Origin of the sequence: Microbacterium sp. NPDC087591 (genome assembly GCF_044743625.1) — a bacterium.
In the GTDB taxonomy this organism is placed as follows: Bacteria; Actinomycetota; Actinomycetes; order Actinomycetales; family Microbacteriaceae; genus Microbacterium.
In genome coordinates, this window is record NZ_JBIUWU010000001.1 from 1,071,914 (window position 1) to 1,098,338 (window position 26,425).

Annotated in this window: 17 protein-coding genes; 4 read left to right on the forward strand and 13 right to left on the reverse strand. The window is 69.4% G+C overall.

Features of this window, described 5'->3' with window-relative positions; all coding sequences use genetic code 11:
• Positions 1-21: 21 nt before the first annotated feature.
• The 6 genes from ACIOVG_RS05020 to ACIOVG_RS05045 all read right to left on the reverse strand — a co-directional run bounded on the left by ACIOVG_RS05020 (position 22) and on the right by ACIOVG_RS05045 (position 13,603).
• Entirely contained in the window at positions 22-6,081 is a 6,060-nt protein-coding gene (locus tag ACIOVG_RS05020; protein WP_400869684.1) for an Ig-like domain-containing protein, read from the reverse strand.
• A gap of 170 nt (positions 6,082-6,251) precedes the next feature.
• Positions 6,252-6,821, reverse strand: a complete 570-nt coding sequence (locus tag ACIOVG_RS05025) for a DNA-3-methyladenine glycosylase I (RefSeq protein WP_400869687.1) — start codon at positions 6,819-6,821, stop codon at positions 6,252-6,254.
• Between the two features lie 74 nt (positions 6,822-6,895).
• Complete coding sequence (locus ACIOVG_RS05030; protein WP_400869690.1) at positions 6,896-7,942, reverse strand: NAD(P)-dependent alcohol dehydrogenase; 1,047 nt, start codon at positions 7,940-7,942, stop codon at positions 6,896-6,898.
• A 173-nt stretch (positions 7,943-8,115) separates the two neighbouring features.
• A complete protein-coding gene (locus ACIOVG_RS05035) occupies positions 8,116-10,182 on the reverse strand; it encodes an acyl-CoA dehydrogenase (protein WP_400869693.1) in 2,067 nt (688 codons plus the stop codon).
• 350 nt (positions 10,183-10,532) lie between these two features.
• Positions 10,533-12,302: a glycoside hydrolase family 3 protein gene (locus tag ACIOVG_RS05040; RefSeq protein ID WP_400869696.1), complete on the reverse strand. Its 1,770-nt coding sequence runs from the start codon at positions 12,300-12,302 to the stop codon at positions 10,533-10,535.
• A 2-nt stretch (positions 12,303-12,304) separates the two neighbouring features.
• The gene (locus ACIOVG_RS05045; protein ID WP_400869698.1) at positions 12,305-13,603 is read right to left on the reverse strand and encodes an MFS transporter; all 1,299 of its coding nucleotides are present in this window, start codon (positions 13,601-13,603) and stop codon (positions 12,305-12,307) included.
• Positions 13,604-13,736: 133 nt separating this feature from the next.
• On the opposite strand from ACIOVG_RS05045, the gene ACIOVG_RS05050 reads away from it, so the two are divergent.
• Positions 13,737-15,011 (forward strand): TetR/AcrR family transcriptional regulator, encoded by a 1,275-nt coding sequence (locus ACIOVG_RS05050; RefSeq protein WP_400869701.1) that lies wholly within the window; start codon positions 13,737-13,739, stop codon positions 15,009-15,011.
• A gap of 209 nt (positions 15,012-15,220) precedes the next feature.
• Here ACIOVG_RS05050 and recQ read toward each other — a convergent pair whose 3' ends face one another.
• Complete coding sequence (gene recQ / locus ACIOVG_RS05055; protein ID WP_400869704.1) at positions 15,221-17,296, reverse strand: DNA helicase RecQ; 2,076 nt, start codon at positions 17,294-17,296, stop codon at positions 15,221-15,223.
• Between the two features lie 104 nt (positions 17,297-17,400).
• Between recQ and ACIOVG_RS05060 the strand changes: the two genes are divergently transcribed.
• From ACIOVG_RS05060 to ACIOVG_RS05070, 3 genes are read left to right on the forward strand one after another with little or no spacing between them, the layout of a single operon-like run.
• A complete protein-coding gene (locus ACIOVG_RS05060) occupies positions 17,401-17,739 on the forward strand; it encodes a GNAT family N-acetyltransferase (protein WP_400869707.1) in 339 nt (112 codons plus the stop codon).
• Positions 17,739-18,674, forward strand: a complete 936-nt coding sequence (locus ACIOVG_RS05065; protein WP_400872682.1) for a pirin family protein — start codon at positions 17,739-17,741, stop codon at positions 18,672-18,674. The genes ACIOVG_RS05060 and ACIOVG_RS05065 overlap by 1 nt, the downstream gene beginning before the upstream one ends.
• Before the next feature lie 5 nt (positions 18,675-18,679).
• Positions 18,680-19,807, forward strand: coding sequence for a DUF6226 family protein (locus tag ACIOVG_RS05070; protein WP_400869709.1), 1,128 nt, complete (start codon positions 18,680-18,682; stop codon positions 19,805-19,807).
• 19 nt (positions 19,808-19,826) lie between these two features.
• Here the strand turns inward: ACIOVG_RS05070 and ACIOVG_RS05075 are convergent, their stop codons facing one another.
• The 6 genes from ACIOVG_RS05075 to ACIOVG_RS05100 all read right to left on the reverse strand — a co-directional run bounded on the left by ACIOVG_RS05075 (position 19,827) and on the right by ACIOVG_RS05100 (position 26,298).
• Positions 19,827-21,284: a cation acetate symporter gene (locus ACIOVG_RS05075; RefSeq protein WP_400869712.1), complete on the reverse strand. Its 1,458-nt coding sequence runs from the start codon at positions 21,282-21,284 to the stop codon at positions 19,827-19,829.
• On the reverse strand, positions 21,281-21,670 hold the full coding sequence (locus ACIOVG_RS05080) for a heavy metal transporter (protein ID WP_400869715.1): 390 nt from the start codon (positions 21,668-21,670) through the stop codon (positions 21,281-21,283). Before ACIOVG_RS05080 ends, ACIOVG_RS05075 begins: the two co-directional genes overlap by 4 nt.
• Positions 21,667-22,386: a LytR/AlgR family response regulator transcription factor gene (locus tag ACIOVG_RS05085; protein WP_400869718.1), complete on the reverse strand. Its 720-nt coding sequence runs from the start codon at positions 22,384-22,386 to the stop codon at positions 21,667-21,669. The genes ACIOVG_RS05080 and ACIOVG_RS05085 overlap by 4 nt, the downstream gene beginning before the upstream one ends.
• Before the next feature lie 51 nt (positions 22,387-22,437).
• On the reverse strand, positions 22,438-23,616 hold the full coding sequence (locus tag ACIOVG_RS05090; protein ID WP_400869721.1) for a sensor histidine kinase: 1,179 nt from the start codon (positions 23,614-23,616) through the stop codon (positions 22,438-22,440).
• A gap of 134 nt (positions 23,617-23,750) precedes the next feature.
• Positions 23,751-23,987, reverse strand: coding sequence for a YbdD/YjiX family protein (locus tag ACIOVG_RS05095; protein ID WP_400869723.1), 237 nt, complete (start codon positions 23,985-23,987; stop codon positions 23,751-23,753).
• A gap of 10 nt (positions 23,988-23,997) precedes the next feature.
• Entirely contained in the window at positions 23,998-26,298 is a 2,301-nt protein-coding gene (locus tag ACIOVG_RS05100) for a carbon starvation CstA family protein (protein WP_400869726.1), read from the reverse strand.
• Between the last annotated feature and the right edge of the window lie 127 nt (positions 26,299-26,425).

A 26,425-nucleotide genomic window follows, 5' to 3' on the forward strand; every position in this document is an offset into this window, starting at 1 on the left:
GAGGGGAAGGGCGCCGAACCGCTACCAGTTGCTGCGTTCGTAATCCGTGCCGTTGATCGTGACCCACACCTGGTAGCCGCGACCGCCGTTTCCGTGGAAGCAGCCGATCTCGACCGATCCGTTGGCCGGAATGTTCCAGCTCGAGCCTCCGGCGAAGCGCGGGCCGGCGGTGGGCGCATTGCTGTTGCAATAGACCTGGTACCTGCCCGCGGGGAAGTTCGAGGTGTTGATGACGAACTTCGCGCAGGTGCCGTCGGTGCACTGACCGGGCCAGTTGCCGGGAGTTCCTCGCGTGACCCAGGCGCGCGGCTGCGGGCGTGGGCTGGACTGCGCGCTGTAGGTCGGGCTGACGTCCGACCAGGCGCCGGTCGTGTCCTGCGCCCTGACCCGGATGTTGTGGGACTGGTCGTAGTCGTTGCCGACGTCGGTGGAGCCGCTGATGCCGACGTTCTGCCAGCCGCCGCCGTCGATGCTGATCTGGACGACGGCGATGTCGCGGCCGTTCGGCGAGCCGAGCGCATTCCAGCTGAGGCGCACCTGGGTGGTCAGCTGCTGCGCACCCCCGCTCGGGGTGTGCGGCTTGCCGTGCGGATTGCCCGAGGCCGTGTTCGACGCCGCACCGGCATACGTGGTGCCGTCGACCGTGGCCACACCGCGCACCTGCACGTTGTAGTTCGTGCCGTTGCTGAGACCACGGATCACGTTGTCGCCGGGGATTCCGGCCCAGTTGCCGTTGCCGAGGCTGTACTGGTACGCCACCTCACCCGCCCTGGCTCCGTTGCGCGAGCCCGGGTTGTACGCGATCGTGAGCTGCTGGTCGCCCTCGTTCGTGACCCTCAGGCTGGTCGGGGCGCCGGGCGCGGTGACACCGCGACGCGGCGCCGACTGCGCACTCCACTCGCCCCAGCCCGCCTTGTTGTAGGCACGGATGCGGTAGGTGTACGCGGCCTCGGATGTCGGAACGACCACGGCCTGGCTGGTCGCCTGCGCTCCCGGCGTGATGGTTCGCACGACGTTGCCGCCCTCGAGCACCTGCAGCTCGTAGCTGCGGATCGCGTCGCCGTTCTTGTCGGGTGCGACCCAGTTCACCTGCATCTGGGCCTGGTTGCCGACCGGCTCGAGCTCCTGCGTGGTCGGAGCCCCTGCCGCGAGCGGCGGTCCCGCCGGGATCTCGGAGGCCGACCAACCACTCCAGCTGGAAGGGTCGGGCGCGCGGTTGTGCGCCTGCACCCGCACCTGGTAGTCGGACCCGTTCTCGAGGCCCTCCCACACCAGGGAGTTGCCGGTCACCTCCTTCTGCGTGATGCCGGACGGCGGCGCCGGAGAGATCTCGAGCGTGTAGCGGTCGACCGGGGACCCGGGGGTCGTCGGGGTCGTCCACGCCACCTTGAGCGACTTGTCTCCGAACACGAGGGTCGGCGGGTTGGGAGTGTCGGGACGCGCATCCGGACGAGCGATCTCCGAGGTGCCCGAGGGCGCGGATTCGCCGACGCGGTTGGTGGCCGTCACCTGGAACGCGTACTCGACGTTGTTGGTCAGCCCGTCGAGCGTGCAGGTGGTCGACTGGCATTCCTTCGAGTAGGCGCCGCCGGTCACCGACTTCACGGTGTACTTGGTGATCTCCGCTCCGTTGTTGGTCGGGGCCGAATAGGAGATGACCACGGTGCGGTCCTGCACGCTGGTGACGGTCGGGGTACCCGGCGCCCCCGGCACGTCCTGCACGGTGACCACGATCTGGCCGTTCACCTCGCGATCGGCATCCTCGGTCGCATCCTGGATGCGGTAGCGCACCACGAGCGTGCCGACGAAGCTCTTCGCCGGAGTGATGGTGACCTCGGATGCCGTGTTCGACACGTTGGCGTCGCCGGATTCGGTCACGGCCGAGACGATCTTCAGCGGCGTCTCGGGGAACGGATTGACGTCGTTCGCGAGCGCGGGAACAGTGATCGTCTTGCCGGCATCGGCCTCGGAGATCGTGTCCGTGTTGGCTGAGGCCAGGTTGCGGGTCGATGCCGTCACGAGAGCGGTCACCGTCCCCTCGATCGGCTCCGTCTCTCCGTCGCTGACGCGGATCTTCAGCGTCGCGGTCGCGCCCTTCTTGGCGTTCGAGGAGGCCTCGACGTACAGGCGATCGCCATCGACTCGCGCAGAGATGCCGTTGGCCTCTCCGCCGATGAAGGAGTACTCGTGCTTGCCCTTGTCCTCGGGGTCTGGGTCGTCGGTGAGCGCGGCCAGGTCGAGCGGAACCGCGTCCTCACCGGGCGCGACATTCACCTGCCCCTGCAGGAACGTGGGCTGCTGGTTCTCCGGCGGTAGCACGTTGATCGGGATGCTGAGCGTCGCCTTGCGTCCCTCAGGGTCATCGGGACCGGTGCCGTCCGTGACCTCGAAGGTCAGCGAATCCGGTCCGAAGAACCCGTCCGCCGAGGTGTAGACGAGGGTGCTCGCGTCGAGCAGCAGATCGTCGCCGTTGGCGTGGTTCGCGGTGATCTTCGCCTTCTCGGTGATCTTCACCTCGCCCCCGCCCGCCACGGTCACGTACTTGTCGAGCGGCAGCTCCTTGGTCTCGCCGCTGACGACCTCGACCGGCTTCGTGGAATTCAGCGTCGGGCGCAGGTCGGCGCGCGATGGCACGAAGATGAACGCGGATGCCTGCAGCCCATCGGGGTCGGTGAGCGTGTAGCGGATCAGCTGCAGCTCCTCGGTGACGGTGACGCGGACCAGGCCGCCCTCGAGGAGCGTCCCGCCCTCGCCGACCTCGATCTCGAGCTTGTCCTTGGTGCCGTCCGGGTCCTCGTCGTTCTTGAGGATCTCGAGATCGGCCGACAGACTGCCGTCCTTCAGATCAGAGGGCTGGAGCCGGTCGTCACGCGCGACAGGGGCCTTGAGCGGCACATCCTCGTCGACCGTGATCTGCAGCGTCGCGGTCGCCGTGGCGCCACGGGTGTCGACCACCGTGTACTGCAGCGAGGTCTCCATCTCCTCGTTCGGCGCCTGCACGAGCACGCGATCGCCCGAGACCCGCGCGGTCAGGGCTTCAGGCACCTCGAGGCCGTTCTTGACGAGCTGGAGCTTGTCGCCCTCGGGATCCGAGTCGTTGTCCAGCACGGGAACCGCGATCTCGCGACCGGGGCGCACGACCACGGCATCCTTCACCGCATAGGGCGCCTGGTTGATCTGCTCCGCGGGGGCGACGCCGACGCGGATGGTCGCCGTCCCCTCCTTGCCGAGGCGGTCGCGGACGCGGTACGTGAAGGCGTCGACTCCGGCGGATCCCTCGGCCGCCTCGTACGTGAAGTAGTTCGGGCCGACCTTCGTGATGCGCCCCTTGGCCGGGCTCGAGTCGATGCCGATGAGCTCGACGGAGTCACCGTCCGTGTCGATGCCGTCGAGCGGCACGGCGATGTTCACCTCGCTGCCGGCGAGGGCGCGAGCCGTGAGGTCCTGCGGACGCGGAGAGGCGTTCTTCTCCACGTCGATCGGCAGGATCTGGATCGTGACGAATCCGGCCGCCTTCTGCTGCCGGGAGTCGACGGCCTCATACGTGAGGTAGACCGTCTTCGCCTCGGGACCGGCCTTGAAACGCACCTCGTCCTGCGAGACGAAGGCCTCCCCGTCCTCGGGGTCGACCAGCGGCTCGATGAGATCGGGCGAGAGGTGCAGCACGTCATCGCTCGGGTGGGTGTCGTTGTCGAGCACGGGGATGGTGACGACGTCGCCGGCGCGCACGGTGGCGGTGTCGGCGTTGGCGGTCGGCGGCAGGATCTCGTCGGGAGCGGGGATCGGGATCACCACGACCTCGCCGTCGGCGGACTTCGATCCGTTCGAGATCCGGTACGCGATGCGCACCTCGTTCTGGAGGGCGCCCTGGTCGGTGATGCGCAGCGTCTCGTGGTTGAGCACCGAGACCGAGATGCCGCTTCCCGGGTCCAGCGAGACGGACTGCACGACGAGGATGCCGCCAGCAGGGTCGGTGTCGTTGTTGAGCACGCCGAGCAGCACGTCGCCGCCCGTGGGCAGCAGCGCCACGTCGCGCACCGCGACCGGGGGCAGATCCGTCTCGCTCTCCGGCATCACATCGACGCGGACCAGCCCCTCGCCGTTCTTCGGACCGGTCGTCACCTGGTACTGCACGTAGTAGACGCCGGGCTCCGGCGCGACGAACGTGAACGTCTTGTTCTGGGTGTTCGGCTGGATCGTCGCACCCTGCGTGTCGAGCACCCGGCTCAGACGCAGCGGTTCGCGACCGGCGCTCGTGTCGTTGACCAGCGGCGCGACGGTGACCTGCTCCCCTGCGCGCGTGACCACGTGGTCGGCGTTCGTCTTGGGGTTCGTCGATCCCTGCGGGCGCACGTCGAGCGTGAGCGTCGAGGTGGTCGTGAGCCCGGAGGCATCCGCCACGACGACCTGGACTTCCTTGCGCCCCTGCAGGCTCGCGGTGGCCTTGTAGGTCATCTGACCGTCTTTGCTGAAGTCGACCTCGTCGCCCTCGGCAGGCGTGACGCTCTGCAGGTAGATGTCATCGCCATCCGGGTCGATCCAGTCCGGAAGGATGTTGTACGAGATCGTGCCGCCGGTCTCCACCGCCAGCGCCGTCTTGCGCTTCGCCACCGGGGCGTCGTTCTCGTCCCAGGGGCGCACCGTGAGGGTCACCGTCGCGGTGTCCTTGCCCTTGCGCCCGTCGTCTGCCTCGTATGTGAACGTGGCGGTCCCGGACGCGTCCTTGTCGACGGCGATCTGCAGCGACCCCCCGTTGTTCACGGCCTGCACGGTGCCGATCGACGGCTGCTTCTCGGCGAGCGCCGCGACGAGCACATCGCCATCCGCGTCGTTGTCGTTGTCGAGGACGGGGAGCATCGTCGTGGCGCCGGGGCGCACCCCGTACGAGTCGTCCTCCGCGACGGGCGGGGTGTTGATCTCGCTGCGCTCCGGCAGCGTGGTCTCCACCGTCTCCTCGGTCGAGTCGTCCTCGTTCTCGGTCTCTCCGTCGGGAGGGGTCAGGTCGTTCCAGTTGTCGACGCGCTGCAGGCTGTCGTCGGCCATCCAGGCCGCGCCGCCGACGGCGTCGTTGAGGATGATGACATCGCGGTTGACGCGGAAGACCAGGCTCGTCGCATCCTCAGCACCATCGACGACCGCATTCACGTCATTGGCAGCGCCGGGGCATTCGCGCACGAACTTCGCCGAGCCCGCCCAGGCGCCGTACGTGCAGCCGCGCAGCCACACCGGGGCGGCTGCCGTGCCGTTCGCGCCGACGGCGGTCTCGGTCACCTCGCTCCCGTCGAGCGGTACCTCGAGAAGTGTCGAGGCCGTGGCGACGGCCACGGCATCCGTCTCCGCCGACGCCTGCTGGAGCACCGCATCCGCGGCGCCGTCGATCTCGGTGCGGAACCCGCCGGGCGTCATCACGACTCCTGCAGCAGCGTCGAGCACGACCGGCGTGCGTCCGACGGCCGTGATCGTGGGGCGTACCGCCGCGTCGATCTCACCGACCGATGCCGTCGACGGCTCACCCGCCTCGCCCTCGTTGTCGACGGGGACGGTGACGACCTCACCGCGCTCGGCCGACAGCGCGAACACGGTGCCGTCGTGCGCGACGGCCACGTCGGCGTTCTCGCCGAGCTCCACGAGCGGTTCTGCCGCCTCGATCTCGAAGCCGGCGATCCCCCGCACCGGCACGACCCAGAGGTCGCCGGACTTCTCGTCGAGGACGGCGGCGGTGCGGTTGCCGAGGGCGACCTTCGCGGTCGTGGGGATGGCGGCGGAGTCGCCGAGTGAGATGCGGGCGGGATCGACCGCGGTGACGGTGGAGGCGCTGTCATCGACCACGAGGACGGTGGACGCCGCCTGGAGGATGTCGTAATCCTCGCCCGTGGTGCGCAGTCCGCCGTCGAGAACGGTGGACTCGTGGTTGAAGTGACCGACGAGCAGGCTCGACGTCTTGGTGATCCAGACGCCGCCGTCGTTCAGGTCGACCTTGGTGGTGGGGAAGCCCTCATACGTGAAGGCCATGGTCGTGATGGCGATCACGCCCACCGTGACGCCCGCGGCCGAAGCCAGCGTCTTGGGTCGCGCACGCATCCATGACAACGCCTTCATACCCGGTTCCCCCCAGGGTCGTATCCGACTCTCACCACCAGCCGAAAGCCCGCGGCGTACCGGTCCATCCTAACCGCGCTGTGGTAGTGCTCTCGATGGGGAGAACTGCCCATGAACGGTGTCAGCCGGGATGCTCTCGGCGTCGCGGCGGATCAGGCCCGCCAGCACCCCTGGATGTGGTCGTCGACCATGCCGGATGACTGCATCAGGGCGTACATCGTGGTGGGTCCGACGAAACGGAACCCTCGGCGGCGCAGCTCTTTGCTCATCGCGGTCGATTCGGGGGTCACCGGGGGTACCTCGCCCATCGTCGCCGGTCTCGACGCCGATGCCGGAGGGGCGAAGGACCACATCAGGGCGTCGAGCTCTCCCTCTGCCATCCCTCGCACGATCCGGGCGTTGCCGATCGTCGCCTCGATCTTCGCGCGGTTGCGGATGATCCCGGCATCCGCCATCAGGCGCTCCACATCGTCCTGATCGAACTCCGCGACCGCCTCGGGCTCGAATCCGGCGAACACCTCGCGGAAGTGCGGGCGCTTGCGCAGGACAGTGATCCACGACAGCCCCGCCTGGAAGCCCTCGAGCGCCATCTTCTCGAACAGCGCACGATCGCCGTGCAGCGGGGTGCCCCACTCCTCGTCGTGATAGCGGCGGTACTCGGCGTCGTTGCCCACCCACGCGCAGCGGGCGCGCTCGTCGGGGCCGTTGATCAGGGAGGTCATCTGCTCAGGCTATCCGCCGGCGCCGACATCGCGTCCGGTCCCGGCGCGCGGCTGTGCGTCAGGGCGTCAGGAGGTCACTCGCGGATGGTCGCCGCGTCGATCACGAAGCGGTACCGGACGTCCGACGCGAGCACCCGCTCATAGGCGGCGTTGATCTCGGACGCGGAGATGACCTCGATCTCCGAGGCGATACCGTGTTCGGCGCAGAAGTCGAGCATCTCCTGGGTCTCCGCGATGCCGCCGATGTTCGAGCCGGCCAGCGAACGGCGTCCGCCGATCAGCGAGGAGACCCCCACCGCGAGCGGCTCTGCCGGCGCACCGACGCAGACCATAGTGCCGTCGACGTCGAGCAGGCTCAGGTAGGAGCGCATGTCGAGCACGGCGCTCACGGTGTTCAGGATCACGTCGAACGAGGAGCGCAGTTCGCGGAACGTCGTGCGGTCGCTCGTGGCGAAGTACCGGTCGGCGCCGAGGCGGAGACCGTCGTCCTGCTTGCTCAGGGTCTGCGACAGCACCGTGACCTCGGCACCGAGCGCGTGGGCGATCTGCACGCCCATGTGCCCCAGACCGCCGAGCCCCACGACCGCGACGCGGGTGCCGGGGCCGACGTTCCAGTGCCGCAGCGGAGAGTACGTGGTGATGCCGGCGCACAGCAGCGGCGCGGCGGCGTCGAGCGGGAGCGCGTCGGGGATCCGCAGCACGAAGGCCTCGGTCACGACGACCTGCTCGGAGTACCCGCCCTGCGTGATGGTGCCGTCACGGTCGGTGCCGCCGTAGGTCATGACGGCACCTTCGACGCAGAACTGCTCGAGTCCGCGCGTGCAGTTGCGGCACCGACCGCAGGAGTTCACCATGCAGCCCACTCCGACCCGGTCGCCGATCGCGAACGACGACACCTCGGCGCCGACCGCTGCGACGGTGCCGGTGATCTCGTGCCCCGGCGCGAGCGGGTAGCTCTGCGGGCCCCAGTCGCCGCGGACGGTGTGGATGTCGGAGTGGCAGATGCCGGCGAAGGCGATGTCGATCAGGACGTCGCGCGGGCCGAGTTCCCGGCGCTCGATCGTGGTGCGCTCCAGCGGTGCAGCCTCGCTCGGTGCGGCGTAGGCGTGGACAGTGCTCATGCGGTGCTCCTCTTTCTCAGACGTCGGCTCGACCCTACCGACCGCGAACACAGTGTTCGCTGGGTGCCGACGACATCCGGTTCACAACTCCTCAAGATTCGGCGGCCGAAGACGGATCCAGGGCGGAATCGACTGATTCCACCCTGGATCTGAGGAGTTGTGAACGACCGCGGTCAGCGCTTCTGCTTCTTGAGCGCCTTCTCCTGGATCGGAGCGGCGCCGGATGCCGCGAGGTCGGCGTAGTACGCACGGGCCTCGTCCTGACGCTCCCGCTCGGCGCCGGACGCGATGGGTGCGCGCACGTGCTCGGGCTCGTAGCCGAAGGCCTTCACGAGGTCGAGCGCGTGCGGGCGCAGACGGGCGCAGAGCCGGTCGATGTAGCTCGACACCGCTGCGGCGCGCTGCGTGGACAGGCGTCCGTTGATGAGGTGCCAGGCCAGATGCTTCTCGATCAGCTGAAGCCCGAACAGGTCGCGCAGCCAGGTGAGCACCTGCTTGCTCTCGCCGTCCTGCATGCCATGGATGGCGTCGGTGAACGCCTCCCACTGCAGCAGCTCGCCGTGCGCACGGGCGGCCTCGATGAGCTCGGCCTGGTTCTCGTTGAACAGCCGGGCGCCGAGGGCCTTGTCCTTCGCTCCGGCACGCAGGCGACCGGCGATGTCGGCGACCATCTGCTGCACACGGTCGGCGAGCAGCTCGTGCTGCTGCCCCTCACGCAGACCGTTCTCAACCGAGCGCGACACCTGACCGAAGTCGGCGACGGCCTGTCCGAACTGACGCAGTCCGGCGCCGTGGAACACCTTGCCCGCGGTCTGGCCCACGGCGAACTTGGCCAGAGCGGCCGCATCCTTGCCGCGGAACTGGTTCGCATAGTCGGTGAGCAGCCGCTTGCCCACCAGCTGCAGCAGCACGTTGTTGTCACCCTCGAACGTGACATAGATGTCGAGGTCGGCGCGCAGGCCCACCAGACGGTTCTCGAACATGAAGCCGGCACCACCGCAGGCCTCACGCGCCTCCTGCAGCGTGTCGAGCGCGTGCCAGGTCGACAGCGGCTTGAGGGCGGCCGCGAGCGTCTCGAGGTCCTCGCGGTCGGCCGGGGTGTCGGTGCGGCCCGAGAACACGCCGTCGAACTTCTGCAGGAACTCGTCGTGCGCGAAGATCTGGGCGTACGTGGTCGCGAGCCGTGGGAGCAGACGGCGCTGGTGCTTGCCGTAGTCGAGCAGCACGACCTCTTCTCCGTCGGCGCCGTCGAACTGGCGGCGCTCGGTGGCATAGGTGATCGCGATGTCGAGTCCGAGCGCGGAGGCCCAGGACGCCGCCCCGTCGAGCGAGACGCGCCCCTGAACCAGGGTGCCGAGCATCGTGAAGAAGCGACGGCCGGGGCTGTCGATCGCGCTGGAGTAGGTGCCGTCAGGAGCGACATCGCCGTAGCGGTTGAGCAGGTTCGTGCGGGGGATGCGCACGTGGTCGAACGACAGGCGTCCGTTGTCGATGCCGTTCAGGCCGCCCTTGAGTCCGTCGTCCTCACGGCCGATGCCGGGCAGGTCCACGCCGTCCTCACCGCGCAGCGGCACGTAGAAGCAGTGCACGCCATGGCTCACGCCGTTGGTGATCAGCTGCGCGAACACGGTCGCCGCGATGCCGTGCAGCGCCGCGTTACCGAGGTACTCCTTCGTCGCCCCGCGGAACGGGGTATGGATGACGAACTCCTCCGTCTCGGGGTCATAGGTCGCGGTGGTGCCGGCGGATGCCACGTCGGAGCCGTGCCCGATCTCGGTCATCGCGAAGGCGCCGGGGATGGAGAGGTCCATCACACCGGGCAGCCACTTCTCGTGGTGCTCCCTGGTGCCGAGCTGCAGGATCGCAGAGCCGAACAGCCCCCACTGCACACCCGACTTGATCTGCAGGCTCGGGTCGGCGACGACCAGCTCCTCGAAGCCGGCGATGTTGGCGCCGTTGTTCTCCTCGCCGCCGAGCCACTTGGGGAACGCGCGGTGCACGGCCTTGTTCTCGACCAGCAGGTGGAGCTGGCTCAGCACGCGTTCGCGGTGCTCGTCCTTGCCGAGCTCGTCCTTGCGCCAGAACGCGGAGTCCTTGATCATCTCGCGGGCCTGGCGGCGGGTGTCGCCCCAAGTGCCCATCAGCAGCTCGTTGACCTGCGCCACATCGATGTGCGGCGTATTCAGGGCGTCGTTCGACGGGGTGGGTGTCGCGGAAGAACGGACGGCGGCGTCGACCATGGGCATTCCTCTCGAAGAGAAGCAGGGATGCTCACATGGTAGGTCTGCGACAAACCAGGGCGAAGCCGCCTGTCGTCATCCTCCAACAGCATCCCGTCACGGGCCCGCCCCGCCTTGTCGCCAGGCGACAGGATGCCCCCGTGAGGGCCACAGGCCGGTGGGAGTGGCTGCCTGCCCCTGGGACCGACCACCTCTCACCCGGGAGTGGTCGCAAATGGTCGCCTGCGCACGCGGGAGGCGACCAGATGCGACAGGTCCCCCGCGGGAGTGGTCGCATCTGGTCGCTTCAGCACACGCGAAGCGACCAAATGCGACGCCTGCCGTGCAGGACGGCGCGAACAGCAACCGCGCTAGAGCGTCAGCCCGTGGCCGAAGCGGAACAGCGGATCGGCGGTGTCGAACGGCACATCGGGGGCGGATGCCTCGACAGCCGCCATCGACCGCGGCAGGTCGAACGGCAGCGCGCCCTGCGCCGGGGCCGCGCCACTGAGCACGTCGAGCAGTGCCGCACCGGATGCGCCCCAGTTCACGGTCACGGCGGCCGCGACGTCGACGAGCGGGGTCAGGATCGGCGGACGATCCGCGAGCACGTCGACCACGGTCGGGACGACAGCTGCGACCTCCCGCACGTGCGCGACCACCTCGGCATCGAAGTCGAGTGAGCCGGCGTGGAAGAAGTTCTCGAACATCGTCTCGCGCTCCTCGAACGGAGCCTGCAGGCGGATGATCGCGAGGTCGGCCTCGGCGGGGGTCGCGACGACCTCGCCGTACGCCGAGGCCACCGCGGAGTCGATGCCCTCGACGTAGAGCCTGCGGCCCGGTGCGAACGGCAGCGCGCCCTGGTTCGTGAGCACCGTGATCGACGCCCGCTGAGCCTGCTCCCCGGCCGCGCGGAACTCCGCACGACCGACGACCTCATCGGCGGCATCCTCGTCGACGAACGGATTCTCGAACAGACCGAGCTCGAACTTCTCGCGCAGCAGGCGTCGGGCCGACACGTCGAGACGCTCCTCGGTGATCTCGCCGTCGGCGACGAGCGCGACCAGCAGCTCGGGGCAGTCCTCGCCGCCGAACTGATCGGCGCCGGCATCCAGCACCTTCTTCATGCGCTCGCGCGGCGTCAGCTCCTCCACGCCCCAGGCGCGCGCCGGGAACGGCTGCCCGAAGATCTCGGAGTCGTTGATCAGACCCCAGTCGGTGCAGACGATCCCGTCGAACCCGTAGCGCTCGCGCAGCAGGCCGGTGATCACGGACTTGTTGAAGCCGAATCCGACCTCCTCATACTCGGTTCCGACCGGCATGCCGTAGTACGGCATCATCTGACGGGTCCCGGCGGCGAGCGCGTCCTCGAACGGCGCGAGGTGCAGCTCGAACTTCCCACCCGGGTACACCTGCTCACGGCCGTACGGGAAGTGCGGGTCCTCGCCATCCTTCTGCGGACCACCCCCGGGGAAGTGCTTGGTCATGGTCGAGACAGAGCCGGGGCCGAAGGACGCGCCCTGGAATCCGCGGATGTACGCGGCCCCGAGCACGCCGGACAGCTCGGCATCCTCCCCGAAGGTCGCGGTCTGGCGTGCCCAGCGCGGCTCGGTGGCGAGGTCGACCTGCGGGTGCAGTGCGACGCGCAGCCCGACCGCCGTGTACTCCTGGCGGGCGATGTCGGCGAAGCGCTCCACGAGCTCGGGGTCTCGCGTCGCCGCGAGCCCGAGGGTCTCGGGCCACTGCGAGAAAGGACCGGCGAGGATCGACGCGCCCGGGTTCTCGCTGAACGAGTGGCGCGGGTCGGTCGACAGCGTCACCGGGATGCCGAGGCGCGTCGAGGCCGCGAGCCGTTGCACCGCGTTCTGCCACGCGGCGATCTCGCGTCCGGTCGGCGCGGCGCCGAGCAGGTTGAAGTGCGTCATCTGCTTCTTCTCGAGGAAGTCGCGGGCGCTGGGCGTGCTGAAGGTCGGGTTCGGCTCGTCGAGGTCGCCGATCGCGATCATGGTGTGGAAGAAGAGCCCGGCCTTCTCCTCGATCGTCATCTCGTCGAGCAGCAGCTGCACCCGCTCGTCCACGGGCAGACTCGCGTCGAGCCAGGGACGCGTCGCGGTCGCCGTCGCGATGGTGGTGTCCGTCATGGTCACTTGACTCCCTTGATGCGGTAGACGAGAACGGCGCCGGCCAGGGCGACGAGCGCGCCGAAGAGGTACCAGGTGGTGTAGCCGCCGAGCGGGGTGGCGGCGCCGAGAGCGATGATGCCCGGAGCGATCGCGGGCGCGATCGACTGCGGCAGCGCATTGGCGATGTTGAGCACGCCGAGGTCCTTGGCGGTGTCGTCGGGGTTGGGCAGCACCTCGGTCGCGAGGGCGAGATCGACCGAGAGGAAGGAACCGGCGCCGAGGCCGATGATCGCCTGCGCGATGATCACGGTGGTGACGTCGGGGGCGATCGCGAGGATCACGAGGCCCACGACCATCACCACACCGGCGATCGCGACGAACGGACGGCGCTTGCCGATCCGGTCGGAGAGGAACCCGCCCAGCGGAGACGAGATCGCCATCGCCGCCATCGAGGCGAGGTTGGCGATCAGGATCGTGCCGACCGCGCCCTGCTCATCGAGCGAGAACTTCGTGATCAGGTACAGCGGGAGGAAGGTCGCGATGCCGGCGTACCCGAACATCACGAAGAACTTCGTCAGCCAGGTCCAGCCGAAGTCGGGGTGCTTACGGGGGTTGAAGACGAAGGAGCTGAAGAACATGCGCGCCGTGAAGCGGTCGGCGGGCTTCTCGGCCAGACGGCGGTCCTTCAGGGTCAGGACGAACACGACCGCGAGGATCAGGGCGATCACGCCGGGAACCACGAAGCGCTCGAAGTCGCCGGGCAGGAAGTTCACGATGAAGCTGCCGGCGAGGATGCCGATCGGAGTCGTGATGCCCACGATGCCCGAGACCCTGCCGCGGCTGCTGACCGGCACCTGATCGGGGAGCGTGGCGTTCGCGGCGGCCAGCACCGCGTTCATCGAGGTCTGCACGAGGCACCAGGCGAGGAGCACCACCCACACCGAGCTTGCGGCGCCGATGATCGCGAAGCCGCCGAGGCCGACGATCGCTCCGCCGAGGATCCACGGACGGCGCATGCCCCAGCGCGAGGTGGTGCGGTCGGAGAGGCGTCCGACCAGCGGGTTCGCGATGAGCGCGAATGCGGCGCCCACTCCCATGACGAGCCCGAGGCTGCCCTCGGTGTTCGTGGGATCGAGGTGCTGGATCTTGAAGGCCATCGACACCATCACCGGGGTGAGGAGGGCGAGGTAGACGCCGAAGTTCACCGCGGCGAGGCCGGGCGCGTAGCCGCGCGGGGTACGGGGCGGTGTCGTTCCTGGAGCTTTGAAGCCGGTGGTGCCGACGGCAGCGGCGTTGGCGGCGGATGACAACTCTGTCATGAGGTCCCTTTCGACGTGCGCACGTCTTCGGGCGACGTGGCTCTGGGAAGACGATACACGAAACCCGACCGGTTGGTAAGTGAATCTAGACCGATTGGTAATGAGCGAGGATAGGATGCAGGAGGGGCATGCGATGATGACGACGACGACCGGATCACGGCACGCGCAGGCCTCCGCCACGCGGCAGCGCATCCTGACATCGGCGCACGACCTCTTCGTCAGCCACGGATACCGCTCGACGTCGCTGCGCGACATCGCCGCCGCCGCGTCCGTCAGCCACCCCGGCCTGCTCGGCCATTTCGCCTCGAAGGACGAGCTGCTCGCCGAGGTGGTGGCCGAGTTGGAGGCCGACAACGAGGCGGTGTTCAGCGAGCTGGCCGCCGCATCGGAGCCCGGCGATCTCATCTTCGCCGCGCTCGCCGAGCGCAATGCGCGCACCGAGGGGTACCTCGAGCTGTTCGCCGCCCTCACCGGAGAGGCATCCGCTCCCGCCCACCCCGCACACGCCAGGATGCGGGAGCGCTACGCCCGGTTGCGCGCGCTCAGCGCCGACGTGCTGGAAGACGCGAAGTACCACGGCGTGATCGCCTCCGACCGCGATGTCTACGGAGAGACCGTGCGTCATACCGCCGGGTGGGACGGACTGCAGCTGCTGTCGCAGTATCTGCCGGGGCACGTCGACGTGGTCGAGATGCTCGAAGAGCGCGAGAGCCTCTGGGCGATGCCGCTCGGGTGGCGGGATCCGGATGACGACATCGATGCGCCAGCGGAACCGGCCCGGCCCCTCCCCGAACTGCCGACACCGGCAGCCGTCGGGACGGATCCGGGATACGCGGTCGGCCGTCGCCGCCGCACGCAGATCGTCGCGGATGCCATGCGCCTGTTCGCGCGCGACGGCTACGGTGACACCAGCCTGCGCGACATCGCCGACGCCGTGGGGGTGTCGAAGTCGACGCTCCTGCACCACTACCCCTCGAAGGACGTCCTGCTCAGCGCCGTGCTCGCCGAACGCGACGGCGCGATCAGCCTGCACCGGGAGGCCACCGGCGTCTGCTCGGCCGGAGACCTGCTGCGCAGCCTCCCCGACGGGGCGGCGCGCAGTTATCGGGATGAACCGGGGCTGATCGAGGTGTATGCGGTGCTGTCGTGCGAGGCGGTGCCGGCCGGTCATCCCGCCCACGACTACTTCACCACCCGCTTCACCGGCGTCATCGCCTACTTCACGGAGCTGTTCCGCCTGGCCCAGGTCGACGGCGATCTCCCCGCGCACCGCGACCCCGCGCACGAGGCGCTGTGGCTGATCGCGATGTGGGATGGTCTGCAGTACCAGTGGCTCTACGACCGCGAGGTGGTCGACATCGCCGAGCAGCTGCGCGCCCACCTCGACGACGTGCTGCCCCCACGCTGACCGCTGTGGGTGGTGGTGGTGGCGAGAGGTCACACTTTGTCGCATCGGCCCCGCCGAAGCGACAACTCTTGGCGCCCCGCAAGCCGCACAGGTCGCAAATGGTCGCTTTAGCAGCCCCGAAGCGACCATTTGCGACGTCTGCGATGCGCGGCGCCGCATGACCCGTACGACGAGCAGGATGCACGCGGCACGAGTCCGCGTGAGGGGACTCAGTTCGCGGCGACCACGGCGATCACACCGTCGCCGTACGCCTCGCGCTTCTTGGCGCCGATGCCGGTGATGCCGTCGAGGTCGGCGAGGGATGCCGGACGATGCTCGGCCAGGGCACGCAGCGTCGCGTCGCCGAACACGATGTAGGCGGGCACGCCCTGCTCACGCGCTGTCTCGGCACGCCACGCGCGCAGCGCCTCGAACAGCGGTCGGTCGCCCTCGGCGAGCGCATCGGCTGCCGAGGCCTTGCGCGCACGAGCCGGGGTGGTCGGACGCCCGATCGTGTCTTTGCGCAGGGGCACCGGGGTCTCGCCGCGCAGCACTCCGGCCGCCTGCTCCCCGGGCGCGAGGGTGCCGTAGTCCCCCTGGGCGACGAGGATGCCGCGGGCGAGCAGCTGCCGCACGACGCTGCGCCAGTCCTGGTCGGACAGGTCGGCGCCGATGCCGTAGGTCGCGAGCTTGTCGTGGCCCTGCTGACGAATACGCTCTGTCGAGGCTCCGCGGAGAATGTCGATCAGGTGCCCGGCGCCGAAGGACTGATTGCGCTCGCGCTTCAGTCGCACGATCGTCGACAGCAGCTTCTGGGCGGGCACGAGCCCGTCGAAGGTCGCGGTGTCCTCCAGGCACGTGTCGCAGTTGCCGCAGGGCTGCGACTCCTGCCCGAAGTAGCCGAGCAGGTTCTGCCGGCGGCACTCCACCGTCTCGCACAGCGCGAGCATCGCGTCGAGGTGCTGCCCCATCCGCATCTTGAACGTGCGGTCGCCGGGGCTCTGGTCGATGAGGCGGCGCTGCTGCACGACATCGCCGAGCCCGTAGGCCATCCAGGCGATCGACGGTTCGCCGTCTCGGCCGGCGCGACCGGTCTCCTGGTAGTACCCCTCGACGGATTTCGGGAGGTCGATGTGCGCCACGAACCGGACATCGGGCTTGTCGATGCCCATGCCGAACGCGATAGTGGCGACCATCACGATGCCGTCCTCCCGGAGGAACCGCGCCTGGTTCGCGGCACGGACCTCGGCCGGAAGACCCGCGTGATACGGCAGCGCGTCGAACCCCTGGGCGACGAGATAGCTCGCCGTCTGCTCGACCGATTTGCGACTGAGGGCGTAGACGATGCCGCACGGCTGGGTCCCAGAGCCTGTCGACCGGGCCCCTGAGCCTGCCGAAGGGTCCTGCGAGCGGATGAAGGCCACGAGCTGCTTGCGCGGATCGACCTTGGGCACGATGCGGTACTGGATGTTCGGGCGGTCGAAGCTCGCCACGAAGTGCTTCGCATCGCCGAGACGCAGGCGCTCGGTCATCTCCTGGTGCGTGGCGCGGGTCGCGGTCGCGGTGAGCGCCATGCGCGGGACGCCGGGGAACCGCTCGCCCAGATCGCCGAGCATCAGGTAGTCGGGACGGAAGTCGTGGCCCCACTGCGACACGCAGTGCGCCTCGTCGATCGCGATCACGCTGAGCGTGCCCCGCTGCAACAGCGCGGTCGTCGAGGCGTTCGACAACCGCTCCGGGGCGACGTAGATGAGATCGAGCTCACCGGCAACGTACGCGCGCTCGACCTCGGCGCGCTCCTGCGAGGACTGCGTCGAGTTCAGATACGCGGCCTTCACGCCGTTGGCGCGGAGCGCGTCGACCTGGTCGTGCATCAGCGCGATGAGCGGGCTGATCACGAGCCCCGTGCCTTCGCGCACGAGTGCCGGCACCTGGAACGTGATGCTCTTGCCCGCTCCGGTGGGCATGAGCACGATGGCATCGCCGCCGCCGATCACCTGGTCGACGATCGCGGCCTGCTCGCCGCGGAACTCGTCGTAGCCGAAGACCGTGTGCAGCGCCTCGCGTGCCGTGGCGTACCGGCTCGGCGTGGCCCGACGAGTGGCGGGAGCGACAGGCGGCGCGACCAGGGTCGTGGGTCCTGGACCCCAGTCGAGGGGAGGTTCGTACCCGGCTCCCTGGGGTTCCCAGTCCATCGGCTCCGGCGGCGCGGACGGCTCCCAGCCATCGTCGTACGGCTCATCGGCGTACCCTTCGACAGGCTCAGGGACCCAGCCTTCGTACGGGTCACGGGGAGTCTGCGGCATCCCTCCAGCGTAACGACCCTCACCGACCTCGGCGGCAGTCCGTCCACAGCCCTCCGCCTCCCCCGCCGGGCGTAGGTTGGACGAAGACGCCAGAAGGAGCCCCGATGACCGACATCACCGTCACCCGCAACGACGACGCTTCGCGCTACGAGATCCGCTCCGACGGCACGCTCGCGGGCTTCGCAGAGTACGACCTGCGCCCCGGATCGATCCGCTTCACCCACACCGAGGTCGATCCCGCTTTCCAGGGCCAGGGTCTCGCCGGAAAGCTCGCTGCCTACGCCCTGGCGGATGCCGCGGCATCCGGAGACGCGATCGTGCCGCTGTGCCCCTACATCGCCCGCTACCTCGAGACGCACGAGATCCCCGGCGCCGAGATCCGCTGGCCACGCACGCCGGATGCCGCCGCACCGGACGACAGCGTCGAGGCCGCGGGCGCGTGATGATCGGCCCGCACCGGCTCGTGCTCGAGCCCCGCGAAGTACCGCTCGGCGGAGTCCGCGGTATGACCGTGCTGCGCGCGCTGCCGCACCGCAACCTGCCGACGATCGGCGCCTGGTGCTTCCTCGACCGGTTCGGCCCCGCCGAGACGCGCATGCGCGTGGAGCCGCATCCTCACATCGGGCTGCAGACCGTGACCTGGCCGCTGGTCGGAGAGATCCGGCACCGCGACTCGCTCGGCAGCGACGCCGACCTGCGCCGCGGACAGCTGAACCTGATGACGGCCGGGAACGGCATCTCGCACTCGGAGTACTCGATCGGCGAGGAACCGATCCCCCTCGACGCGCTGCAGTTCTGGGTCGTGCTGCCGGAGTCCGTCCGCCACGGCGCCGCCGGGTTCGAGCGGCACGTCGACCTTCCCGGCCTCACTCTCCCCGCCGATGAAGGCACGGATGCCGACGCCACGGTCGTGCTCGGAGAGTTCGCCGGCGTCGCCTCACCCGCGACCGTGCACACGCCGATCGTCGGCGCCGAGATCGTGGTTCCCGCGGGGACGCGCGTGCGACTGCCGCTGCGGCCGGAGTGGGAGCACGCCGTGATGCTCGTCGAGGGCGACGTGGTGGTGGCAGAGCATCCGATGCCGCGCAACGAGCTGCTCTATCTGGGCGACTCGCGCGACGAGGTCGAGGTGTCGTCGGCCGATGGCGCGCTGCTGTTCCTGCTCGGCGGCGAGCCCTTCGAGGACGAGATCGTGATGTGGTGGAACTTCGCCGGACGCACGCACGACGAGATCGCCGCCGCCCGTGCGGACTGGGAGTCCGAGTCGTCTGCCGGCGCCGAGCCGACACGGTTCGGCGCCGTCGACGGTCACGAGATGCGCATCCCCGCCCCGCCGCTTCCCGATGTGCGGCTGATGCCCCGCGGACGCCGGATCTGACCCGGATGACGATGTCTGACCTCTTCCCCGGCATCCTGGCGCCGATGCCGGATGCCGCCGCATCCGCCATCCTGATCTGGCCCAGCGCCGATCCGGTCGCTCCCCCACGCTTCGTGGATGGTTTCGCCCCCTTCGTGGCCTTCGCCCGCGACGCCGGCGCCGACCCGGCCGTCCTCGCCGCCGACCTCTTCGCGCTGTGGGATTTCGTCGCCGCGCACCCCGACCTCCTCGCGTCCGCGGAGACGGCGGATGCGGCGGCGCGGTTCCTGGGGAACGCGATCGCCGTGGTGCATCCGGCGGCGACCTGGCGCATGACGAGCGAGCCCGAGGTGGGCACCTCGACGATGTCGATCCCGGTGGCCGGCCTGCTGCGGACGATCGTGGAGCACCCCGAGCATCGCGAGCCGTTCCGGGAGATGCTCGCCTCCTGGCCGCAGACCGACCGCGACGACCAGGAGCTCGCAGCTCTCGCGCACGACGACATCGACGACGTGGACTTCGTGGTCGCGCCGGTGCCCTTCGCACGCCCCGCGCTCTCGCTCCCGGAGTTCGTCGACGACGACGGCCACGTCATCGACTACGGGTCCCGCTGGTCCGGCGGCTCCCCGCCGGACGACGCCTACTCGCGCACCTCGCATCTCGAGCGCTTCGCACCGGTGCTCACCGTCGTCGACGCCCTGGTCGACCATCTCGAGAGCTGGTACGTCGTCGACGTCGACCGTGGGATCGACGCGCAGGGAGCGCGCGTCTTCCACCTGCGGCCGACGACGGGAGCGGCGATCACGATCACCGCGACGGCCGAATCGGTCGGCATCGAGGCCGGAGCCCTGTTCCACGACATCGCACCCGGCTGCACCTGCGATGCCTGCGACGAGTCCGCCCTGACCGTGGCCGATCACGTCGAGGAGACGCTGCTCTCGATCGCCGCCGGCGGGCTGCGGGAAGTGTTCCCCGTCGGTCAGCGGCGCTGGCTGCACACCCGGATCCGCACCCAGGACGGCGGGGGACGCTCGAGCGGCGGCGAACCAGGGCCGTCGGTCCCGCCGGAGACGCTGGAAGCGGCGACGGAGATCCTCGCGGGCCTCCCCGAGGGCTGGTGGCCGGCCTGGTCGCTGCGCGCTCCCCGGAACTGAACGCGGCGCGTCCTCCCACTCAGGCGCGATCGGGCGTGTGCAGGCGTGCGAGGAACCGGTCGGTGCGCGGCGATGCCCCTCGCGGATCGAGCAGTGAGACGACGACCGTGACCGCGGTGGCGAGCGGGATGGTCCAGGCCGCCGGCTGCGCGAGGTAGGGCGCGGCCACCCCGACGCCGTCGACCGCGGCATGCACGAGCAGTGCGAGCCCGGCCGCGAGGCCGCCGGACACCATGCCGGCCACCGCCCCGCGGGCCGTGAGACCGCGCCACCAGACGCCGAGCAGCACGACCGGGGACAGGGTGGATGCCGCGATGACGAAGACCACGCCGACACTCGAGCCGAGACCGGCCGGAGCCGTGAGCAGCGCGACCACGAGCGGCACCAGTGCGCAGAGCACAGCCGAGAGCCGGAACGAGCGCACGGAGCCGGAGAACACGTCCTGGCTGATGACTCCCGCGAGCGAGACCACGAGCCCGGCCGAGGTGGCCAGGAACGCCGCGAAGGCCCCGGCCACGATCAGTGCCGTCAGCAGCTCGCCGAAGACACCGGGGAACACCCGCGAGGGCAGCAGCAGCACGACCGTGTCCGCGACACCCGGCACGGCCAGGTCGGGCGCCGCGATGCGCGCCAGCAGACCCATCGTGCTCGACACCGCGTAGAACGCGCTCACCATCGCGATCACGATCACCGTGGTGCGACGAGCGGATGCCCCGGTCGGACTCGTGTAGAACCGCACCAGCACGTGCGGCAGGCCCATGGTGCCCAGCAGCAGCGCGAGCAGGAGTGATGCCGATTCATAGGCGTCGAACCCGGACGGTCCGGCCTCTGCCGGGAACACCAGCGCGGGGTCGAAGTCGTGCGGGCCGTTGCTGAGCGCGAAGGCGATGAAGACGACCGGCACCAGCAACGCCGTGAGCTTGAGCCAGTACTGGAAGGCCTGCACATAGGTGATCGCACGCATGCCACCGGCCGCGACGGACGCGGCCACCAGCACCGCGACCGTCACCGCCCCCACCCACTCCGGCAGCCCGGCGACGACCACGAGCGTGATGCCCGCGCCGTGCAGCTGCGGCACGATGTACAACCAGCCGATGATGAGCACGGCCAGGCTCGTGACCCGCCGCGCCGCGGTCGATTCGAGCCGCGCCTCCATGAAGTCGGGGATCGTGTACGCGCCGCTGCGGCGCAGGGGCGCGGCGACGAACACCAGCACCAGGAGATAGCCGGCGGCGTATCCGATCGGGAACCAGAAGCCGCGGGCGCCGTCGAGCAGCACCAGCCCGGAGAGGCCGAGAAAGGTACCGGCCGAGAGGTACTCACCGCTGATCGCCGAGGCGTTCCACACCGGCCGCACGGTGCGCGACGCGACGAAGAAGTCGCCGGTCGTGCGCGAGACCTTCAGCCCGTAGACGCCGATGAGCAGCGTCGCGACGATGACGAGCGCGACGCCGATCAGGTCCATGACCGCGTTCATTCGCGGTCCCGGAGGGCGCGGTACCGACGCTCGTTCCGCGCAGCGGTGCGGGCGTACAGGATCGCGAAGACGAGGATGACCGGGTAGAACGCGTACGCCTGCAGCAGCCAGGACAGCGGCACGTCCCAGAGCACGATCCGATCCATCTCCGGGATCAGCGCGATCGCCAGCGCCATGGCCACCACGACCAGCACGAAGCCCGCGATGGTGCCGAGCGCCAGACGCAGCTGGCTGCGCAGGAGGGCACGGGCGTAGACGGCATCCGCCTCATCCGCCGGAGCTCCCGGGAGGGCGATCCCGCGTGTGAGGGCGGCGGGTCTCCGCGCCGGGACGTCGGCGGTCACACGCACGCGCTTGGGCACGTCGCGCTGGGGGAGGTCGTTCATGCCGGGCTCTCCCCGCGCAGCAGCGCATCGCGCACGGTGGGCACCAGACGACGGCTGACGGGCAGGGCGATCGCGCCGACCGAGACCGACGGCTCCGCACCCGACAGCCGCACCTCGGTCACGGCCGCGCTGCGCACCATCCAGGAGCGGTGGATGCGGATGAACCCGGCATCCGTCCACCGTGACTCGAGCTCGGAGATCGGGATGCGCACCAGATGACCGGACCCGTCGTCGGTGTGCAGCCGCGAGTAGTCGCCCTGCGCCTGCACCCAGCGCACGTCTCGCCGGTGCACGAAGCGCACCGCGGACCCGACCGTGACGGGGATCGCCTCCTCGTCACCGGAGACGGCGGTCTCGCCGAGTTCGACCACGCGATCGATCGCCCGACGCAGACGCTCCGACCGCACAGGCTTGAGCAGGTAATCCGCCGCACGCAGCTCGAAGGCCTCCACAGCACGGGCGTCGTCGGCCGTCACGAACACCACAGCGGGCGGCTCGGCGAGCGCGAGGAAGGCGCGCGCGAGCTCGGTGCCGAGGAGCCCCGGCATGTGGATGTCGAGGAAGGCGATCTGCACGACGCGCTCCGACAGCTGACGCAGGGCATCCGCTCCGCTGCTCGCCGTGAGGATGTCGCCGATGCGGTCGTCGCCGCGCAGCAGGTGCACGAGCTCGTCGAGGGCGGGCTGTTCGTCGTCGGCGACGAGGACGTCGATCATGAGCGCACCCCACTCGTCGTCCGCAGCATCTCAGTCGTCGTCCGGATCATCTCAGTCGTTGTCCGGGTCGTTCAGCGGCTGCGACTTCGGCACCCGCATGCGCACCAGGGTACCCGCGCCGGTGTTGGTCTCGACGACCAGTCCCCCGTCGGTGCCGTAGAGCTGCCGCAGGCGCGTGTCGACGTTGCGCAGGCCCACGTGCAGACCGTCATCGCCTGCGGTGAGCACCGCTCGCAGGCCCTCCGGATCCATCCCGATGCCGTCGTCCTCGACCGTGATCTCGGTGTGGGTGCCGTCGTCGCGCGAGGAGATGCGGATCTCGCCTCCCCCTTCACCTGGCTCGAGCCCGTGCCGCACCGCGTTCTCGACGAGCGGCTGCACCGAGAGGAACGGGATGACGGTGGCCAGGGTCTCCGGCGCGATCTGCAGCGTGACCCGCAGCCGTTCGCCGAAGCGCGCTCGTTCGAGTTCGAGATACGAGTGGATGCTGCCGAGCTCTTCGGCGAGCGTCGTGAACTCCCCCTGGCGACGGAAGGAGTAGCGCGTGAAGTCGGCGAACTCGAGCACGAGCTCCCGGGCGCGGGCTGGGTCGGTGAGGATGAACGAGGCGATCGCGGTGAGGGCGTTGTAGATGAAGTGCGGGGAGATCTGGGCGCGCAGCGAGCGCAGCTCCGCCTCGGCCAGCTGGGTGCGCGAGGCGTCGAGTCCGCCGAGCTCGACCTGGGCGGCGCACCAGTCGGCGACCTCCTCGGCCGCCCGCACGAGTGCGGCGCGCACGGGCGCCGCAAACGCCACGACGACGCCGATCACCCGCCCGTCGACGAGGATCGGTGCCCCGACCCCTCCCAGCAGGTCTTCCCCGGATGCGGGGAAGACCTGCCTGCGACCGGATGCCCTGACCCGTTCGGCGATGCGCACCGCGCTGGACTCCAGGCCGTCGGAGGCGCCGTCGAAAGCGACGGCCTCGTCGTCGCCGACGATCGCGACGGCCGCGCTGCCGAGCAGCACCCGCAGATGGCGTGCCGCCTTCACGACCTCGGGAGTCGAGAGCCCTCCGCGCAGGTGCGGCGCGGCCAGGCTCGCGTGGTGCAGAGCCCGCAGTGCGGCCTGCTCCGCATCGCTGCCCAGATCCGCCGCCCCGCGCGCGAGACGCCGTGCGAGCAGCAGCAGCACCGTCAGCACGATGCCGCCGAGCACGCCCAGCACAGCGGCGAGAACGACGTCGGTCATGGGTTCAGCCTAGGTTCGCGTGGCCCGACGGGCCCTGAAGTTCTGCGGCCCCGCGCAGGTTCTGCGGCCAGACAGGCAGAATCTGGCCGCAGAACCTGAGATGGGCCGACATATCGGTGAGGCCCCCGGCCGGGTCAGCAGCAGCGGGCACCGGGGTTGCGGTCCTGGTCGTCCATCCGCTGCCGCCAGAACCGACGTTCCGTCATCGGCTCCTCGTCGGGGTGCGCACGCTGATGGTGCGCCACGTAGGTCGCATAGGCGGTGTCGCCCATCAGCGTCGTCATGTACCAGCGGATGCCGCGGCCGACCCGTGCCACGGCGCTGAGCAGCGCGCGCAGAGGGGTGGCCACGGCATCCGTCCGGTTCGTCATGATGACCATCTCAGTGCGTCGACGCCTTGCGCTCGTCCGCGAGGATCGGCTCCCACTGCTTCTCGAGCTCGCGCTCGGTGGCGTTGGGCAGGAATCCGGCCGGAGCGAAGCGGCGCGAGGCGACCGGTGTCTCCTCGGTGTTCTCGCCGCCGCCGTTGCGGATCGCCCTGATCGTGACGACCACTGCGGCCACCATCACGATGATCGCGAGCGTGACGAAGATGATCGAGAGCGTGCCCTGCACCGCGGTGTTGCGGATGACGGCATCAAGCACCTCGGGCGCTCCGAGCGAGGTGTCGCCGCTGTCGCGGGCCTCGACGTAGCGGAAGTGGTTCGCCCAGTAGCCGATCGCCGGAACGGGCGAGGCGATCTTGTACAGCGAGGCGGTGATGGTGACGACCGCGGTGAACGCGAGCGGCAGCCCGATGATCCACAGCCACTTGATGTAGCTCCTGCCGCGCTTGGCGACGATCGCCATCACCACGGCGAGCGCGATCGCGGCGAGCAGCTGGTTCGCGATGCCGAACAGCGGGAAGAAGGTGTTGATGCCGCCGAGCGGGTCGGTGACGCCGAGGATGAGGATCGCTCCCCAGCCGGCCACCATGATCGCGGTGCAGATCCAGACGCCGGGACGCCAGGAGACGTCGCGGAACTTGGGGAACCAGGCGCCGATCGAGTCCTGCAGCATGAAGCGGGCCACGCGGGTACCGGCATCCACGGCGGTGAGGATGAACAGCGCCTCGAACATGATCGCGAAGTGGTACCAGAACGCCATGAGCGCCTGGCCGCCGAGCGCCTGCTGCATGATGTGAGCGAGTCCGAGCGCCAGGGTCGGCGCGCCACCGGTGCGCGAGACGATCGACTCCTCGCCGACCGCCTGCGCCGTGCCGGTGAGCATCTCGGGTGTGAGGTTCACCCCGGTCAGCCCCAGCGAGTTCACGAAGGCGACGGCCCCTTCGACCGTGCCGCCTGTCGCTGCCGTCGGTGCGTTCATCGCGAAGTAGATGCCCTGGTCGATCGAGATCGCGGCGACCAGTGCCATGATCGCGACGAACGACTCCATGAGCATTCCGCCGTAGCCGATGAAGCGCGTCTGGCGCTCCTTCTCGATGAGCTTGGGCGTCGTGCCCGAGGCGATCAGCGCATGGAAGCCCGACAGTGCGCCGCACGCGATCGTCACGAACAGGAACGGGAAGAGCGGACCGGCGAACACCGGACCCATGCCGTTCTCGCCGAAGATGCTGACCGCGGGGACCGTGATCTCGGGGCGCACCAGGATGATCGCGCCCGCGAGCATCACGATCACGCCGATCTTCATGAACGTGGAGAGGTAGTCGCGCGGAGCGAGCAGCAGCCAGACCGGGAGCACGGCGGCGATGAAGCCGTAGATGATGATGCCCCACGCGATCGTGGTGCGGTCGAGGTGGAAGATCGCCTGGCCCCAGTCGGTGCCGGCGACCCAGCCGCCGCCGATGATCGCGGCCATCAGCAGCACGAACCCGATGATCGAGACCTCGGTCACCTTGCCGGGACGCAGGAAACGCAGGTAGATGCCCATGAAGATCGCGATCGGAATGGTCATCGCCACCGAGAAGACACCCCAGGGGCTCTCGCCGAGCGCGTTCACGACCACCAGCGCGAGGATCGCGACGATGATCAGCATGATCAGCAGCGAGGCGATGATCGCCGCGGTGCCGCCGATGCGGCCGAGTTCCTGGCGCGCCATCTGACCGATCGTGCGTCCGCCACGGCGCATCGAGAAGAAGAGGACCGTGTAGTCCTGCACGGCACCGGCGAGCACGACGCCGACGATGATCCAGATCGTGCCGGGGAGGTACCCCATCTGCGCCGCGAGCACGGGTCCGACGAGTGGACCGGCGCCGGCGATGGCGGCGAAGTGGTGGCCGTAGAGCACACGGCGGTCGGTGGGGACGTAGTCCTTGCCGTCCTGCTTCACCTCGGCGGGGGTGGCCCGGCGGTCATCGGGTCGGGTGATGTACTTCTCGATCACCTTCGAGTAGAAGCGGTACCCGATCAGGTACGTGCAGACGGCCGCGAACACGAACCAGATCGCGTTGACGGTCTCCCCGCGGACGATCGCGAGCATGGTCCAGGCCACAGCGCCGAGCAGGGCGATCGCCGACCAGATGAGGATCTTCGGCAGAGTCCAGCGGTTCGCCTTCTCGTGGTGGTCATCGGTCAGAGCGACCGGGGGGAGTTTCGGGTCGGTGACGATGACGGGATCGCCGTCGACGAGGCCGCTCTGGGCCGCTGAGCCCGTCGATGGACGGCGCGACGAAGGTGCAGTCATGGGGTTCTCCTCGGTGTGCGCATCATTGCGTTGTCCCACGCTAGGAAGCTCTCGCGCGGGGGCGAGCGGTGAAGAGCGGATGCTGCGACGAGCGGCACGGACGACGCGACGAACGGCGCTGCGCCCT

Coding starts and splice junctions, on each gene's coding strand:
- ACIOVG_RS05035 (WP_400869693.1), bottom strand. CDS start 10,182: ATGGTCGACGCCGCCGTCCGTTCTTCCGCGACACCCACCCCGTCGAAC.
- ACIOVG_RS05090 (WP_400869721.1), bottom strand. CDS start 23,616: ATGACCGACGTCGTTCTCGCCGCTGTGCTGGGCGTGCTCGGCGGCATC.
- ACIOVG_RS05075 (WP_400869712.1), bottom strand. CDS start 21,284: ATGAACGCGGTCATGGACCTGATCGGCGTCGCGCTCGTCATCGTCGCG.
- ACIOVG_RS05080 (WP_400869715.1), bottom strand. CDS start 21,670: ATGAACGACCTCCCCCAGCGCGACGTGCCCAAGCGCGTGCGTGTGACC.
- ACIOVG_RS05100 (WP_400869726.1), bottom strand. CDS start 26,298: ATGACTGCACCTTCGTCGCGCCGTCCATCGACGGGCTCAGCGGCCCAG.
- ACIOVG_RS05030 (WP_400869690.1), bottom strand. CDS start 7,942: ATGAGCACTGTCCACGCCTACGCCGCACCGAGCGAGGCTGCACCGCTG.
- ACIOVG_RS05050 (WP_400869701.1), top strand. CDS start 13,737: ATGATGACGACGACGACCGGATCACGGCACGCGCAGGCCTCCGCCACG.
- ACIOVG_RS05095 (WP_400869723.1), bottom strand. CDS start 23,987: ATGACGAACCGGACGGATGCCGTGGCCACCCCTCTGCGCGCGCTGCTC.
- ACIOVG_RS05040 (WP_400869696.1), bottom strand. CDS start 12,302: ATGACGGACACCACCATCGCGACGGCGACCGCGACGCGTCCCTGGCTC.
- ACIOVG_RS05085 (WP_400869718.1), bottom strand. CDS start 22,386: ATGATCGACGTCCTCGTCGCCGACGACGAACAGCCCGCCCTCGACGAG.
- recQ (WP_400869704.1), bottom strand. CDS start 17,296: ATGCCGCAGACTCCCCGTGACCCGTACGAAGGCTGGGTCCCTGAGCCT.
- ACIOVG_RS05060 (WP_400869707.1), top strand. CDS start 17,401: ATGACCGACATCACCGTCACCCGCAACGACGACGCTTCGCGCTACGAG.
- ACIOVG_RS05065 (WP_400872682.1), top strand. CDS start 17,739: ATGATCGGCCCGCACCGGCTCGTGCTCGAGCCCCGCGAAGTACCGCTC.
- ACIOVG_RS05020 (WP_400869684.1), bottom strand. CDS start 6,081: ATGCGTGCGCGACCCAAGACGCTGGCTTCGGCCGCGGGCGTCACGGTG.
- ACIOVG_RS05025 (WP_400869687.1), bottom strand. CDS start 6,821: ATGACCTCCCTGATCAACGGCCCCGACGAGCGCGCCCGCTGCGCGTGG.
- ACIOVG_RS05070 (WP_400869709.1), top strand. CDS start 18,680: ATGACGATGTCTGACCTCTTCCCCGGCATCCTGGCGCCGATGCCGGAT.
- ACIOVG_RS05045 (WP_400869698.1), bottom strand. CDS start 13,603: ATGACAGAGTTGTCATCCGCCGCCAACGCCGCTGCCGTCGGCACCACC.